Here is a 15,705-nt window from a genome sequence, read left to right as displayed (position 1 = left end):
ACACCGCCATTGGTTCGTTAGAGATTCCCCGCTTTACTTGATTAAGAACAGGCACGCCCTGAAACCACGTAGAGAGCAAACCATGTTTATCGTAACGGGTGGCACCCAGGGCATTGGCGCGGCGGTGGTTGAAAAACTGGTTGCTGAAGGGCATCAGGTCGTTTTTACCGGCCGGGACGAAAATGCAGGGAAAGCCCTGCAGACACGGCTGAAGACAGCAGTTTTCGTGGCAGGCGATGTCTTAAGTGAGCAGGACTGCCAAAAGGTCGTATCGCATGCAATGACATTGGGAGAGGGCCGACTGTCCGGCCTGGTCAACAGTGCCGGCATGTCCAGCCGTGGTGAGTTCGCCACGATGACTCAGGACACCTGGGATCATCTTTTCGCGGTAAACACGCGCTCGGTGTTTTTCTACATCAAGCATGCGCTTCCGGGCCTGCGGGCAGCACATGGCGCGGTCGTTACAGTGTCTTCCATTGCAGGCAAGACGGGTGAACAAGGACTTGCAGCATACTGTGCAACCAAGGCCGCTCTGCTGGGACTCACCCAGGCGCTGGCGTTGGAATATGGCTTAGAGGTGCGCTTCAACGCAGTGTGCCCTGGGCAGATCGCTACGCGCATGATGGACAAGGTTATTCAGGATGCCGCTCATCTTGCTGCGCTTACCTCACGGATACCCGCAGGCCGCCTGGGCTCGCCCCAAGAGGTAGCCGAAGCGATCTACTAGCTGCTGTCGCCTGCATCAAGCTATATTAATGGCGCTACGCTCACCGTTGACGGTGCTGAGACCGCTGGCCTTATGAGCCCAAAACGGTAACGAACAACTCATCCTTCAGCAGGCGTCAGCCTTTACCCCGCCACGTTTTTTGCGGGGCCTAGGCACTAAAAGCGCTTGCCAAGTCCGGGCGGTATGCTTAAGTTAGCGCTATCTCGAAAATTAAAGCAGTTAATCGTCATTGTTTTCGAGATGCATCATCTGGCAAACAAGAGCTACAACATACGAAGCCGCTATCTGTTCAGATTTCTTAATTAAAGATAGCGCTATCTTCGGCTGGAGAATCCTATGAATGCGTATATCCCTGCCCTGGTTGTGATGGGCGTGGCTGGTTGCGGTAAGAGCTGCATTGGTGAGGCCATTGCTCAACGCAGCGGTGGCGTCCTGATCGAAGGTGACCAGTTTCATCCTGCTGCAAACATCGCCAAGATGAGTGCTGGCATTCCGCTCACCGATGAAGACCGCGCCGACTGGCTGACTCGCCTGGGTCAGGAAATGGCTGATGCCGTAAACGCAGGTATCAAGCCCGTTCTCACCTGTTCCGCCCTCAAACAGAAGTACCGTGACAAGCTCCGTTCCGCTGTTCCAGGCTTGGGCTTTGTATTTCTGAATCTTACCCGTGAAGACGCAGCCGTGCGTGTTGCCAACCGGCCTGGGCATTTCATGCCCGCAAGCCTGGTGGATAGCCAGTTTGCAGCGCTGGAGCCGCCTCTTCAGGAAGACGCGACCCTTGTTGTGGACGCGACACTGCCCATCGAGGTGATCAGCCAGCAGGCGTCCGACTGGTGGAACGATACGTTTGCGGCTGTTAAAAGCGCCTGACCGGCCGGACTCCCGTTAACGCTTCATCTATAACAATAACATGTGAGGCGACATGTCCGGCATGTATGGCTTTGCTCCTTACCTCACCCTCACTGCATGTTGCAGCGAGGGTGTTGACGTTCTGGTAGTCCTCAGGCGTCAGGCGCGCACATGTATGGCTTTCGCTAACGACCAACAACAATAGAAAGTGGCCCACCATGACTGAACCTACTGCGCTCAGCGCCAGTATATTGCTCCTCATAGCAGCAGGCGCTGTAATTTTGTTGCTCCTCTTGATTATGCGATTCAAGGTCCATGCTTTTCTGGCGCTTGTGCTGGTAAGTATCCTGACAGCACTCGCGACGCAGATCCCTTTTGACAAGGTAGTCCCGACATTATTGACCGGCTTTGGTAATACCCTTGCCTCGGTGGCATTGCTGGTTGGCTTGGGCGCCATGATCGGACGTCTTCTAGAGATTACAGGCGGTGCCCAGGTTCTCTCCGACACCCTGATCAATCGCTTCGGTGAACACCGTGCGCCCTTCGCACTTGGCGTAGCATCGCTGCTTTTCGGCTTTCCCATCTTCTTTGATGCGGGGCTGATCGTGATGCTGCCGATCATCTTCAGTGTGGCCAAGCGTCTGGGCGGCTCTACGCTGAGCTATGCGTTACCGGCGGCCGGTGCATTTGCCGCCATGCACGCGCTGGTTCCGCCGCACCCAGGCCCGGTTGCTGCCGCAGAACTTCTGGGTGCAAACATCGGTTTGCTGGTTATCGTTGGAGCCATCATCGCGCTGCCTACCTGGTATTTTGGCGCTTATCTGTTCGGCCTGTGGTCGGGCAAGAAATTTCATGTTGGTATTCCGGCAAGCTTTTTGACCGATGCTGACCGTGATACTACAGTTACCCCGCCCCGCTTCTCTACCGTACTTGCTATCCTGTTGTTGCCCTTGATCCTGATCTTTCTAGATACCGGCCTGAATACCTTGAGCGTTATGGGTACAGTCAATGGCAAAAGCACATGGGTCCAGTTCCTGCGGATGCTGGGCAAGACGCCAGTGGCCTTGCTGATCACCGTGCTCTTTGCATTGATCGTCTTTAGCGGTCGACACAGCCGTAAGCATCTGGAAAAAGTATGTGACGGCGCACTCGGCCCTATCTGCTCCATCGTACTGGTGACGGGCGCAGGTGGCATGTTTGGTGGTGTGCTGCGTACAAGTGGCATTGGCGACGCACTGTCTCAGATGCTGGCAGATACCGGACTTCCGGTAATCGTTGCGGCCTTTGTGATCTCGGCGGCGCTACGGGTAGCCCAAGGTTCGGCAACCGTTGCCCTCACAACCGCAGCCGCACTCATGGCACCAACCGTAGCCGCAACCGGTGGACTGAGCCAGTTCGATCTGTGCTTTATCGTCGTAGCGATTGCCGGCGGCGCTACTGTGCTCTCACATGTAAACGACTCTGGCTTCTGGCTGGTGGGTCGCTTCCTTGATATGGACGAAAAAACCACGCTCAAGACCTGGACCGTGATGGAAACGCTCATTGGTACTATCGCTTTCGTGCTGGCCTGGATAGGCAGCCTGATACTCTGACAGAGCGTAAAACCGGACAGGTGAGCAACCACCTGTCCGGAAGACTATCCCAGTCTTGTCGTAAAGCCTTACTGCGCGTAAATCTCGATAATGCTGCCCAACAAGCGGTGCAAGTCGTCCCGATGCCCTGAGCGCGCAGCCGAGGCGCTACCATCTGAGGTCATGACGACCGTCAACTTCTGGCGGGGCACGATATACAGCATCTGCCCACCGAATCCCCAGCCGTAATACACCTCCTGGTTCGCGATTCGCGTAACAAACCAGCCATATCCATAACCATCCCCGGTATAGCGTGAGTAGGTACGAACCTGCCAGGATTCTTCTACCCAACGGGATGAGATCAGACGGCTACCGTCCTGGGTTACACCCTTCCTCCGGTACAGTTCGCCAAATGCCAGCAATGATCGTGGACTCATGGCCATTTCGTTACCACCGATATAGATACCCTGCGGATCGCGACTCCAGCTGGTAATGGCAAAACCATCAAGAGGTTTCAGCCAGAGTTGGGCCAGTTGCAAGGTCGAGCGCCCGGTTTGTCGGGTCAAAATAGCCGAAAGCAGGTGAGTTGAGCCGGTAGAGTAGATCATGGGACCACCAGGGTCGTTTTCAAAAGGACGCGCCAGGGCAGCTTTCACCCAGTTTCTGCTAGCAACCCAGGCCCCATAGTTCGGCCCTGAGGTAGACGCCAGTCCCGCCTGCATGGACAGGAGATTGCCAATCGTAATGTCCTTCAGCCGCAAATCTGGTTTTGCCGGAAGGTCTTCTGACAACAGCGGAGCGATTGTTTGATCAGTCCCTTTGAGAATCCCCTTGTCAATGGCGATACCGATCAGCGCTGATACCACCAGCTTGGAGGCAGATTTGATGTTGGTGGGTGTAGTCGTGCGGTGCCCTCGATAACCGCGCTCAGCCATCACCTGCCCATCGTGGCTGACAATCACCGTTTCCAGTGGCCCAAGTGCTTGAGCACCATCCAGTACCTGGGACAAGTTGGGATTGGCAGAGGCGCTGATAGACACCCAGCACAATACAATAAGCCCCATAGACCTGAAACGTGCCAAACGCCGAACAAGCGGAAGGATCGGAGGCATGACCAGAACCACACTGACCTGAATGACAAATCCGACCGTCATTAACGGACAAACATGCCCTTAAACTCGTTACGTAGCATTTCATTCAGACGTTATATGAGAGTAGAACATCTTGTGAAGCCTGAACCATCCAGTCACCTAAATTACACTTGGAAGACGCTGACTCGATCCGCTAGCTGACTTGCCAGGCCAGCAAGCTGACGACTGGCATCCGCGATATGTTGTGAGCCTTTTGAGGTTTCCAGGCTTGCCCCATGAATACGGTCGGTGCTTACCTCTTCTGCCACCACGCTCTGCTGTGCAGACGCTGAGGCAATCTGAGTGTTCATGCTGTTAATTGCGCCTACCTCAAGGCTTATACCTTGAAGCGCGGCAACAGCATCCGTTGTCAGCACCTCGGTGTCACGCGCCATGCTTCGGCTTAACTGCATTTCCTTGGCAGCGGTAGCCGCGCCTTCCTGTAGGGTTGCAATCATGCTTTCAATTTCGCGGGTGGATTCCTGAGTGCGCGTGGCGAGTGAGCGTACCTCATCGGCTACCACTGCAAAGCCCCGTCCATGTTCTCCCGCCCGTGCTGCCTCGATTGCCGCATTGAGTGCCAGCAAGTTGGTCTGCTCAGCCACTGACTTAATGACGGCCACGATTTTCTCGATATCTGCACTGTTGGTAGATACCATCTGTACCGTATTGGTGGCTTGCTCCATAGTCCTACCCAATGCCTGAACCGCCTTGCCTGCATTGACGATCAGCGTATTACCCTGCTCTACCTGTGCCTGTTGCTTGGGCTGCGGAGGCTCCATAGTCCGCAACCTCACCCACCTTCGTCATTTCGTTGACCGCAGCGGTCATCTGTTCAGCCTGAGTCGATTGCGTGCTTGGTTTTACGCCCTCGTGGAGACAGGGATAGTAATACTCGTCCAGATCTTACAGATGATGGTGTGCATCAATGATCGGCAAGTCGCTCATTGCTATTCTCCTTCGGAGGCTGGTCCTAGATTCAGACGCAGCTTCTTGATTACCACAGCCGACAGGGTCGGCTGTGGTGACTGTAATTAAAGAGATACCTTCAGCATGCGTTTGAGCGCGGCACTTATGTCGGCACGGCAGGTGTCGGAGCGCTGGCCAGGAAAACGGTCAAACCCATGGAATACGCCCGGGTAAACATGAAGCTCCAGTGGCACACCTGCACGCGAAAGCCGCATACCGTACTGCACATCTTCTTCGAGGAAAAGATCCAGCGCGCCTACTGCCATGAACGTAGTCGGCAGACCAGACAGGTCATCAGCCAATGCGGGCGAGAAATAACCCATCTGGCTGGCGCTTAGTTCATATGCGCCTTGCATGCATTTCCAGGCAAACTGGTTATCTTCTGCCGTCCAGTAGAATTCTCCCGTACTCGAATTCGACAGAGGTGCCTCTGCCGTACCGGTTCGGTAGTCCAACATGGGATAGATCAGCATCTGCCCGGCGAGAGGATAACGGCCCCTGTCGCGTGCCAGGAGCGCCAGTGCAGCGGCAAGTCCTCCGCCAGCACTATGCCCCATCACTAATACTCGATGCCTGTCGACCTGGAGTGTATCGGCTTGCTTGAAAAGCCATTCCAGACCGGCATAACAGTCCTCCAGCGGCCCAGGAAACGGCGTTTCAGGCGCAAGGCGATAATCAACGCCAACGACCACTGCACCCAATGCTTGGGCGAGCTCAGTTAGGTAATCGTCAACCATGGCCGTGTCGCCAACGACGAAACCACCTCCATGCAGGTACAAAATGGCCGGTCGGTTAGTGTGCAGCTTGGATTCAGGTCGATAAACACATAGCTGAAGACTGATGCCTAGACTCGGACCTGGAATGGCAACTGGGTCATAACCGGGAAATGCCGGGCTCGGGTAACCGGCTCGCAGGCGATCGCGAATCGCAGGTAGCGCTTCTTGGGTCCACGGCTCACCGGGTGGCTGGGCATAAGCCAGATAGTCAGGATCAACTAAAGCATGAGTCTTCATAAGGGAGCATATCGGTCAGGGATTCCAGGAAGACAGAATGACAAGGTAAGAATCAGTGATCCGCACCTTGTCGCTTCGACTACAGCCAACCCTTGATCTGCGCTGCGACCGCCTGGGTGGAAATCCCGTAGCGATCATGCAGAGTAGGCAGCGCGCCAGCATCGAGAAACGCATCCGGCAGCGCGATCTGCCTGAACGTCGGCGTCACACCGTTGCGTAGGAGCAGGCTGGCGACCGCCTCCCCCAGACCGCCCATGATGGAATGGTTTTCCACTGTTACCACAAGCCGCCCCGGCTTTCGGGCCTCCGCCAGGATGGTCTGTTCATCGAGTGGCTTGATCGTTGGTACATGAAGGATGGACGCGTCGATACCGTCGGCACGGAGACGATCAGCCGCCTCCACTGTACGCATGGTCATGAGTCCTGTCGAGATGATCAACACATCCTTACCTGGACAGAGCGTCTTGGCCTTACCGATTTCGAACTTATAGTCGAATCGATCCAGCACGAGCGGTACGTTGCCACGCAGCAGACGCATATATACCGGGCCATTATGGGCTGCGATAGCGGGTACAGCCTGCTCAATCTCCAATGCGTCACACGGATCGATAACCATCAGATTGGGCATGGCGCGGAAGATCGCCAGGTCATCGGTGGCCTGATGGCTCGGGCCATAACCTGTAGTGAGCCCCGGCAAGGCACATACGATCTTGACGTTGAGATTTTCCTCGGCGATGGCCATGCAGATGAAATCATACGCGCGGCGGGAGGCGAATACGGCATAGGTGGTCGCGAATGGCGTAAATCCCTCACGGGCCATTCCTGCAGCGGCGCTCATCAGAAGCTGCTCGGCCATGCCCATCTGATAGAATCGATCTGGATGCGCCTTGGCAAAGATATGCAGATCCGTGTACTTGGCAAGGTCAGCCGAGAGCCCGACGATGTCCTTGCGTTGCTCGGCCAACGCCGCTAATGCATGACCAAAGGGGGCTGGGCGTGTGGGTTGGCCCTCGCTGGCAATGGATGCGATCATCGCCGATGTAGTCAGGCGCTTCTTGGCCGGTTCGGCCGTTACAGTTGCAGAGGTTGGCGTATTCATTAGACTCTCCCGACTTCAAGGGCTTCCAGGGCTTTTTCCCATTCATCCTCGTCCACCCGAATGAAATGGGTCTTGTCACGTGTTTCCAGGAACGGCACGCCCTTACCCATGCGTGTGTCGCAAATGATGACGCGAGGCTGGGGGCCGGTGTGTTGCCTGGCATTATCGAATGCTGTTACCAACGCACCGAGATCGTTACCGTCGATCCGTTGCGTGTACCAGCCGAAGGCCTGCCAGCGATCGACAATCGGCTCGAACGTCAGGATTTCACTGGAACGCCCGTCGGCTTGTTGGTTGTTTACATCGATCACGGCAATCAGGTTATCGAGCTTCCAGTGGGACGCCGACATTGCTGCCTCCCAGGTAGAGCCCTCATTTAGTTCGCCATCAGAAAGCAGGTTGTAAACAAACGCCTCGGAGTGCTTGCGCTTGAGGCCCAGGCACGCCCCTACGGCAATCCCTAAGCCATGTCCCAGAGAGCCGCCTGTGATTTCCATACCGGGGGTGTAGGCAGCCATGCCGGACATCGGCAGACGGCTGTCATCGGTACCATAGGTTTCCAGTTCATCAAGGGGAACGATGCCCGCCTCGATCAGTGCGGCGTAAAGCGCAATGGCGTAATGACCGATAGACAGGTAGAAACGGTCACGCCCTTCCCACTCGGGGTTTTCCGGCTGATAACGCATTGCATGGAAGTAAGAAGCGGCGAGCAGATCGGCTGCCCCCAATGCCTGACCGATATAGCCCTGACCCTGCACCTGCCCCATGCGTAAGGCATGGCGGCGAATGTTGTAGGCGCGCTCCGCGAGATCGGGCGCGCCTGTCGGAGCAGATTGTGTTTGCATGGTATGACTCCTTGCTTGAACTCAACGATTGACCAAGGCAGCAGGGATACGGAAGACCAACAGGGCCCCGAATGCCAGCACACCGGTAATGAGGTACATGCCAATCGCACTGGAGCCTGTGGACGTGGTGATCCAGCCGATCAGATAAGGTGAGCAGAAGCCCGCCAGGTTGGCGAAGCTATTGACGGCGGCAATGCCGGCAGCAGCCGAAACACCACCCAGCAGATTGGTAGGCAGCATCCAGAACAGTGAAGAGGCAGAGAGAATACCGGCAGCAGCGAGGCAAAGGCTCAGGATGGAGGCGCTGATATGACCACCCAGCAGCGCGGCGAGTGTCAGACCTGTCGCACCGGCCACCATGGGAACAGCCAGATGCCAACGACGCTCACGATGTCGATCCCCGCTTCGGCCGGCCAGCAGCATCGCCACAATGGCGCAGCAGTACGGCAAACTTGTCAGCAGGCCGATATGCAAGGGATCAGCGATACCGGCGTTGCGTACCAGGGTAGGTAGCCAGAACGTGATTGCATACTGGCCCATCACCACACAAAAGTAGATGGATGCCAACAGCCAGAGCCGACGATCACGGATAAACGCACCTGCCGAGGCATGGGTGACCTTGTGCTGCTCATCTTCAGCCAGTTCGCTGCTGATCAGTTTCTTTTCATCGTCATCCAGCCAATGGGCATCCTTGACGCCATCCTTCAGGTAACTCAGTACCATCAAACCGACCACAACGGTAGGAACGGCTTCGATCAGAAACATCCACTGCCAACCGGCCCAACCGTGCACGCCGGCGAAACGCTCCATGATCCAGCCGGACAGCGGGCCGCCTACCATGCCGGACAATGGGATGGCGATAAACCACAGTACCGTCATCTTGGCGCGGCGGTAGGACGGGAACCAATACGTGAGGTAAAGCAGCAGGCCCGGAGCTAGCCCTGCCTCGGCAATGCCCAGCAAGAAGCGAAGCACATAGAATTGCCATGCCGTTTCGACAAAGGCAAACAGGGCTGAGATGATGCCCCAGGTAATCATGATCCGGGCGATCCAGCGCCGGGCACCCACCCTGTGCAGAATGATGTTGCTCGGGACTTCGCACAGGAAGTAACCGATGAAAAACATCCCAGCGCCCAGCCCATAGACCGCCTCGCTCAAGGCCAGGTCATTCATCATCTGGAGCTTGGCAAACCCGACGTTCACCCGATCCAGGTAGGCGCAGAGATAGCAGAGCATTAGAAAAGGCATCAACCGCCAGGCTGTCTTGCGATAGGCGTTTGAACGCGCGGTCGCAACCGCGTCGAGGGTAAGTGTCGTCATGGTGTCTGATCTCTTGTTCTTATAGTGGCCGGACGAGTTTTCAGAGACTCGCCGGAACGTCAGAGGCAGCACGAGGGACGAGCCACCCGCAGGCTCGTCCTTGAAACGTCAGTGAATTAGCATCCCGCCATTCACATCCAGTGTGGTGCCGGTCAGGTAACCGGAGAGATCGCTGGCCAGGAACAACGCAGCATTGGCGACATCCTTGGCTTCGCCCAGACGACCCAGCGGAATGCCTTCGATGATGGCGTGACGGCGCTCGTCATGCATCAGACCACCCGTAATGTCGGTTTGGATAAGCCCGGGCGTAATGGAGTTGACGCGTACGTTGTCTGGTCCTAGTTCACGCGCCATCGCCTTGGCCAGACCCAGCACCCCTGCCTTGGCAGCGCTGTAATGCGGACCGCCAAAAATACCGCCGCCGCGCTGGGCCGAGACGGATGACAGGCACACGATACTGCCAGACTTTTGTTGGCGCATGGCAGGAATAACCGCCTGGGACATCAGGAGCGTACCGCGCAGGCTAACGTCCAGCACCTTGTCGTAGTCCTGACGCTGGATATCCAATGTCTTGAGAGGCTGAGTAATACCGGCATTGTTTATCAGAATATCGATACGACCATACTGCTCCAGCACTTTGGCTACCGCATTCTTGACCTGAGCTTCATTCGCTACGTTAGCGGCAAGCCCCAAGTGTTCGGTACCCAGGGACGCCGCAGCAGCAGCCGAGGCGGCCTCATCCAGATCGAGAATAACGACGCGGGCACCGTGCTCAGCAAAGGTTCTGGCAGTGGCTCTGCCGATACCGCGTTCTGAAGCTGCACCGGTGATAATGGCGATCTTGCCTTCGAGTAGCATAAGACTGCTCCTGAATTATTTTTATGGATTCGGCTCAAGGCGGGCCGTTGTGTGCAGATTCCCTGGTTCGCAGTGCGCTGGCAATCCTGAAAAAGTCACTCTATGCTGAAAAAAATTCAGCATGGAGCGTTGGCACGCTTCAGTATCCACAGGAGGGAACAGACATAATGTCCAGCGAAGGAAACCGCCTATTATCGCTTCCGCCCTTCAAGGCCATCCAAGCCTTTGAAATGGCAGCGCGCCTGGGTAACGTTGCTAGGGCGGCCGAACAACTGGATCTAACGCCTTCCGCGGTCAGCCATCAGATCGCCAATCTGGAAACGTTAATTGGCCGTCCGTTGTTTCGGCGGACAGCCAAAGGCGTGACGCTGACGCCCTGTGGCGAGCAATACTTGAGAGACGTATCTGGAGTCCTCGATACGCTTGCAACAGCCACTCAGCGGGCCAGCAGTGATCTCAGTCAGGATTGCCTGCGCCTGCACTCCTCACCTAGCTTCGGCCTGCTTTGGTTACTGCCTCGCCTCGAAGCCTTTCAAGCCAGCCATCCTGACATACAGATCAACCTGTCATGCTCCTACGAGGCGCTGCATTTCAGCCGGGACAAGGTCGATCTGGATATCCGCCACGGCGTACCCAACTGGAATACGCTCGAAGTACGAACGATTCGCCATGAGCATGTAGCCGTCATGGCTTCTCCAGCACTGCTGCAGAAACAGCCGATAGCGGCTCCTCACGATTTGCTGACATGCAATCTGATTCTGTCTGAGGCAACCCTGGTCCAATGGCCTCAATGGTTTGCCCAACAAGGTCTTTCACTTCCCGAGGCTCCGTTTTCACTAAGCTTTGACCGTTCCTACATGACACTCGAAGCGGCCAGCCATGGATTGGGTTTCGCACTGGAAAGCACCCTGCTGGCACGTGAATATCTGGAACAGGGCAAGCTCGTCTCGGTATTTGGTGCTGAATTCTGTAGCCCGGTCAGCGCACACCATCTGGTATTTCCCCGCAGCCACTCGGACTTTCCTCGTGTTAGGCGCTTTCTCGCCTGGCTGCAGCAGGAGCTTGGTCATGACTTCAGCTACTAGATGAGCAGGGTTATGAAATCCACCTACACCACTGGAGAACGGGCCGCCGGCAGCCACTATAGGCGGCCCATGCAGGCATGTGCAACAACTGCTATTCGGCAGTGACATCTGCAAATTTAAGACAGTAGGTGTGATCAATCTGGATGCCGATAGGTTGCTGCCCGTTTATAAGCAGACGCCCGAAAACCTCATGATCACCCAGGGAGCTCATCTGGGAAACCGTAATTGTTCGAATCCTGAACCACTGACTGCCGTACGCCAGACGGACACCGGCGTAGCATGCCTGGCTTCTTGAGAGATTAAGGATGTCTGATGCAGACATGCTTTCGTTGATGATGATGGAGGCTGCCGCGAAGGGCGGATAGTAAGAGCCCTCGCTGTTTTGAACGGGCTCCAACTCACCGTTCAGATAACGGACAAGGTCACCCATAAGCACAGGCGTCTTCGCAAAGAGTGCCTGCAACAGATCCTTTTCGCTCATCCAATAATAAAAAGCGACCTTTTCTCTGGAGATGATCGCGCCTTCATCAACGGCCACCGTAACCTTGTGCAGCGATATACCGATCTCCTTCTCTCCCGCCGCGATGGCATGAAAGAGTGGGTGCTTTCCCTTATAGGTTGGCAGGTAGCTTGTGTGGATATTGAAGAAGTTGAACCTGCTTAACAGATTGGGCTTGATGATCCGACTGAAATAACAAATGACGCAGAAGTCAATGTCATTAACACCTGCCAGGGCCGTTTCGATGTCCTTATGGGAAGAAGCTACGCTGAGTGGAATATTTCTTAGAACGGTACAGGTTAGAAGGTCGTCATTCAAAAGCTGACTTTCGCAAATGACACCCACAACCTCAAAATCTTGACTGCAACAAAAATAATCTAGAACAGCGGCATTACTGCCCAAAAAAACCATCTTATACGTCATAAGTACTTGCCTGATCGCCATGCCCATATGCTGGCAGTTTTAAACAGGTGACTGTACCGATATACAACAAGCGCTGTAAAGGCATTAATACCTGGATAGTAAAAGGATTAATTATTTATATATTAAAACGGACGTTTAACTTTTTTTCACCCTGAATATTTTCAAGCCATTTCTCATAATTAAAGAATGTATCTTTTTTTGTTTTCCTCCTATGCTCGAAGCATCAAAAGCTCAATACCGCTCTGCTTCAACACTCTACTTGTTCCCAGCGCCGAATCTTACATACGCCGCCAACACAGGCCTACAGGCGAACGTAAGCCTGAATGCAAGCCTGTAAATGAACCTGTATGTAAAAAGCTTTATATAACCGTCCCTGAGCCACTTACGCAAAACAATAACCAAATATTCTTACCAGCCATTTGAACTTAATTAATCTCAGGCTATTCCTATTACGTGTTTCACAAAAAGACACGATTCAGGCTACCGCTGTAATGGGATGCTGCTTTTGCTTGGGACCATCCGTATAGATAGGCGACATTGAGAAATCTATAAATAGTAATCAATCCCGTTTTAAAGGTTTAACTGCTCATTGGACGAGGAACAAAATGATCAATGTTACGCAGCCTTTCCCTGGCAACAAAGTCAAACTCCAGTCTTATATAGATCAGATATATGCTTCAGGCTGTTTTACCAATCATGGTCCTCTTACTCGTCAGCTTGAGCAGCGTCTGAAAGAGTATCTAGGCGTACGGAATATCGTGCTTACAAGCAACGGTACCCTGGCCCTTCAGATCGCTTACCGTGCTTTGGGTATTCAAGGTAGCGCAATCACAACACCGTTCAGCTTCATTGCAACCAGTAGCACACTGCAGTGGGAGCATATTCGTCCGGTTTTCTCAGATATCGATCCTGTCACCTGGAACCTTGATCCCAGCCAGATCGAAGCCAGGCTACAAAAGGACACCTCAGCCATTGTCGCAACCCATGTATTCGGTAATCCGTGCGATGTGGAGCGCATCCAGGCAATCGCTGACCGTAACGGTCTGAAAACCATCTACGACGGCGCCCATGCCTTTGGCGTTCGCTATAAGGGAGAATCGATTGCCAACTGGGGCGATATCTGTACCTTGAGTTTTCACGCTACCAAGGTTTTCCATACCATCGAAGGGGGCGCCATTGTCACCAATGATGATGATTTGGCTCAACGTGCCCGTGAACTTGCCAACTTTGGTTTCTCCGAAGGCAATCGATTGAGTGGTCCGGGTATCAACGCCAAGCTCAACGAATTCTCTGCCGCAATGGGCCTCTGTGTTCTTGACGATATTGATCTGATCTTAGAGGAACGGGCTGAAATCGGTCACCGGTATGAATTAGCCTTGGCAGGGTATCTGGATCTTCAGCATCAGCAGCCGGGTAGCGAACGTAACTACAGCTATTTTCCAATCGCTCTGCAGGAAGAAAGCGAGCTGCTCAGAGTGACAGGTCAGCTTAACGAAAGGCAGATCAATCCACGCCGCTACTTCTACCCTTCTCTCGATACCGTTGAATACCTTCAGCCGCAGCAGCCTCAATGGATTTCCAGAGGCTTGAGTAAACGCGTGCTCTGTCTGCCGATCTTTCCCGGACTTACTTGGGAGTCGCAGCGCACGGTTATCGAAACGGTGCTCAGGGAAGTCGAGGCCAGACAACTTGTACGCTCGCAGCGCGAGACGTCCGGGCCTTACCAGGATGCCTTTACTTTCAACACCATGAGTGCCCTGCCTCTGTCCAACATGTGCAAGAAGTTCACCCTGTGAGCACTTCCCTAAAACGTTTTATGCTCAAGAACACCGGGCTCAGTTACCTGGGTCAGATCTATGTAATGCTGGCCGGCATCCTGATCATGCCGTTCTATCTCAGGCATATGGGTGCCGAAGCCTATGGCCTGATCGGTTTTTTTACGGCCATGCAGGCGTGGCTTTATCTGTTGGATGCGGGACTATCGCCCGCGCTTGCCCGTCAGATCGCTCATTTTCGGGGCACTCAGCAACACAGCCGATACACCTCCGGCCGTCTGCTGCGCTCGTTCGAGCTGCTTATCCTGCCGATAGCCGTGCTGACCGGCCTGGCTATTCATATGGGCAGTAATGCCATAGCCCATGGGTGGCTGCAGGCGAACCAGCTCGATCCTGTGATGATTGGGCAGTGCATTAGCCTGATGGGGCTGATGATAGTGCTGAAGCTTTACGCCACGCTCTACAAGAGCGGTATTCAAGGCATGGAGCAGCATCATTGGCTCAACGGCATCAATGTCTTTTTTGCAACGCTCCGGTATTTTGGCGCGCTGCTGTTTATTACCTATGTCAGCGCACAGCCCCTGCACTTCTTTCTCTATCAAACACTCGTAGGGCTGCTGGAAACGTTGTCCTTTGCTCACCGAGCCTATGATCTGATGCCCCGTCCTCGTCGCCTGACCGGATTTCACTGGCGGCTGGTCAAGCCTGTTTTACCGTTTGCCCTGGGTATGTCGTTCAGCACCGTACTGTGGATGCTGCAAACCCAGTTGGATAAGGTGCTGCTTTCCAAAGCGCTTACGTTGCAGGAATACGGCTATTTCTCTTTAGTTGCCCTGATCGCGACCGGCATTCTGTCGCTGACCAATCCCCTTGTACAAACGCTGTTGCCACGCCTGACCATGCTGACAGCAGAAGGCCGAATGACTGAGATGCGGGCGTTATACCTGAACGTATCACGTCTGTTTTGCAGTGTGCTGTTTCCCATGGCTGGTGTGATCGCCTTTCATGGACAAGCGCTTCTCCATGCCTGGACAGGCAACGCCGAGGCCGCGCTCTGGAGCGGTCCTGTCCTGGTCTGGTACATCCTTGGCAGCGCGTTACTGGCCATGAGCGGGTTTCAATTCTATCTGCAATATGCCCATGGCCAACTGCGGATGCATGTCTGGTTTGGTATCTGCTCAACGGCCATCAGCGTGCCGCTCATGGCTTATGCCATTCTGACTCATGGCGCGCTAGGGGCTGCCGGGGTATGGTTTGCGGTCAGCCTTGCCTCACTGGTCATCTGGCCTCATATCGTTCATGAGCGGTATTCACCGGGCCTCAGCTTCCTTTGGTTGTCGGACCTTTTGCGTATAGCCGGCATGACCGCCCTCGGCCTGGCGGTAGGCGACTGGCTGCTGCCAGCCCTGGATGGCAACCAACGGATCGAGACCTTTATAGGTCTGGCGGGACGAGGACTGCTCTGTCTGCTGCTGGTGTTTGTGTCTGCCAAAGCCGTATTTTCAAAACCGTATCTCTTGGATCAAACCCCGAGCGTTTAAT

General features: G+C 54.6%; 14 protein-coding genes. 6 read left to right on the top strand and 8 right to left on the bottom strand.

Annotated features, from left to right (window positions below; genetic code table 11):
- Positions 1 to 82 precede the first annotated feature (82 nt).
- The 3 genes from JQR90_RS20720 to JQR90_RS20710 all read left to right on the top strand — a co-directional run bounded on the left by JQR90_RS20720 (position 83) and on the right by JQR90_RS20710 (position 3,168).
- Positions 83 to 727 carry an SDR family NAD(P)-dependent oxidoreductase gene (locus tag JQR90_RS20720; RefSeq protein WP_434140987.1) on the top strand — a complete coding sequence of 215 codons (645 nt, stop codon included), beginning with the start codon at positions 83 to 85 and terminating at the stop codon, positions 725 to 727.
- Positions 728 to 1,063: 336 nt separating this feature from the next.
- Positions 1,064 to 1,597, top strand: a complete 534-nt coding sequence (locus JQR90_RS20715; RefSeq protein WP_010799091.1) for a gluconokinase — start codon at positions 1,064 to 1,066, stop codon at positions 1,595 to 1,597.
- 197 nt (positions 1,598 to 1,794) lie between these two features.
- Entirely contained in the window at positions 1,795 to 3,168 is a 1,374-nt protein-coding gene (locus tag JQR90_RS20710) for a GntP family permease (protein ID WP_010799089.1), read from the top strand.
- Positions 3,169 to 3,236: 68 nt separating this feature from the next.
- Here the strand turns inward: JQR90_RS20710 and JQR90_RS20705 are convergent, their stop codons facing one another.
- The 7 genes from JQR90_RS20705 to JQR90_RS20675 form a co-directional block, all read right to left on the bottom strand.
- Positions 3,237 to 4,259, bottom strand: coding sequence for a serine hydrolase domain-containing protein (locus tag JQR90_RS20705; protein WP_083603117.1), 1,023 nt, complete (start codon positions 4,257 to 4,259; stop codon positions 3,237 to 3,239).
- A gap of 143 nt (positions 4,260 to 4,402) precedes the next feature.
- Positions 4,403 to 5,059 (bottom strand): methyl-accepting chemotaxis protein, encoded by a 657-nt coding sequence (locus tag JQR90_RS20700; protein ID WP_010799087.1) that lies wholly within the window; start codon positions 5,057 to 5,059, stop codon positions 4,403 to 4,405.
- A 252-nt stretch (positions 5,060 to 5,311) separates the two neighbouring features.
- Entirely contained in the window at positions 5,312 to 6,259 is a 948-nt protein-coding gene (locus JQR90_RS20695) for an alpha/beta hydrolase (protein ID WP_010799086.1), read from the bottom strand.
- A gap of 79 nt (positions 6,260 to 6,338) precedes the next feature.
- Positions 6,339 to 7,358 carry a transketolase family protein gene (locus tag JQR90_RS20690; protein WP_434140984.1) on the bottom strand — a complete coding sequence of 340 codons (1,020 nt, stop codon included), beginning with the start codon at positions 7,356 to 7,358 and terminating at the stop codon, positions 6,339 to 6,341.
- Complete coding sequence (locus tag JQR90_RS20685; protein ID WP_010799084.1) at positions 7,358 to 8,203, bottom strand: transketolase; 846 nt, start codon at positions 8,201 to 8,203, stop codon at positions 7,358 to 7,360. Before JQR90_RS20685 ends, JQR90_RS20690 begins: the two co-directional genes overlap by 1 nt.
- Before the next feature lie 21 nt (positions 8,204 to 8,224).
- On the bottom strand, positions 8,225 to 9,523 hold the full coding sequence (locus JQR90_RS20680) for an MFS transporter (protein WP_010799083.1): 1,299 nt from the start codon (positions 9,521 to 9,523) through the stop codon (positions 8,225 to 8,227).
- 108 nt (positions 9,524 to 9,631) lie between these two features.
- Entirely contained in the window at positions 9,632 to 10,381 is a 750-nt protein-coding gene (locus JQR90_RS20675) for an SDR family NAD(P)-dependent oxidoreductase (protein WP_010799082.1), read from the bottom strand.
- Between the two features lie 167 nt (positions 10,382 to 10,548).
- On the opposite strand from JQR90_RS20675, the gene JQR90_RS20670 reads away from it, so the two are divergent.
- Positions 10,549 to 11,466, top strand: a complete 918-nt coding sequence (locus JQR90_RS20670; RefSeq protein ID WP_037031208.1) for a LysR substrate-binding domain-containing protein — start codon at positions 10,549 to 10,551, stop codon at positions 11,464 to 11,466.
- A 91-nt stretch (positions 11,467 to 11,557) separates the two neighbouring features.
- Here JQR90_RS20670 and JQR90_RS20665 read toward each other — a convergent pair whose 3' ends face one another.
- A complete protein-coding gene (locus JQR90_RS20665) occupies positions 11,558 to 12,388 on the bottom strand; it encodes a formyltransferase family protein (RefSeq protein WP_010799080.1) in 831 nt (276 codons plus the stop codon).
- A gap of 605 nt (positions 12,389 to 12,993) precedes the next feature.
- Here JQR90_RS20665 and JQR90_RS20660 point away from each other — a divergent pair.
- Both JQR90_RS20660 and JQR90_RS20655 read left to right on the top strand, forming a co-directional pair.
- The gene (locus JQR90_RS20660; protein WP_010799079.1) at positions 12,994 to 14,184 is read left to right on the top strand and encodes a DegT/DnrJ/EryC1/StrS family aminotransferase; all 1,191 of its coding nucleotides are present in this window, start codon (positions 12,994 to 12,996) and stop codon (positions 14,182 to 14,184) included.
- On the top strand, positions 14,181 to 15,704 hold the full coding sequence (locus tag JQR90_RS20655) for an oligosaccharide flippase family protein (RefSeq protein WP_371106394.1): 1,524 nt from the start codon (positions 14,181 to 14,183) through the stop codon (positions 15,702 to 15,704). The genes JQR90_RS20660 and JQR90_RS20655 overlap by 4 nt, the downstream gene beginning before the upstream one ends.
- The last annotated feature ends 1 nt before the right edge of the window (position 15,705 follow it).

It is taken from the genome of Pseudomonas sp. JZ114 (genome assembly GCF_051027705.1).
Taxonomy (GTDB): Bacteria; Pseudomonadota; Gammaproteobacteria; order Pseudomonadales; family Pseudomonadaceae; genus Chryseomonas; species Chryseomonas luteola.
This window is presented reverse-complemented; position numbering and strand designations above follow the sequence as displayed.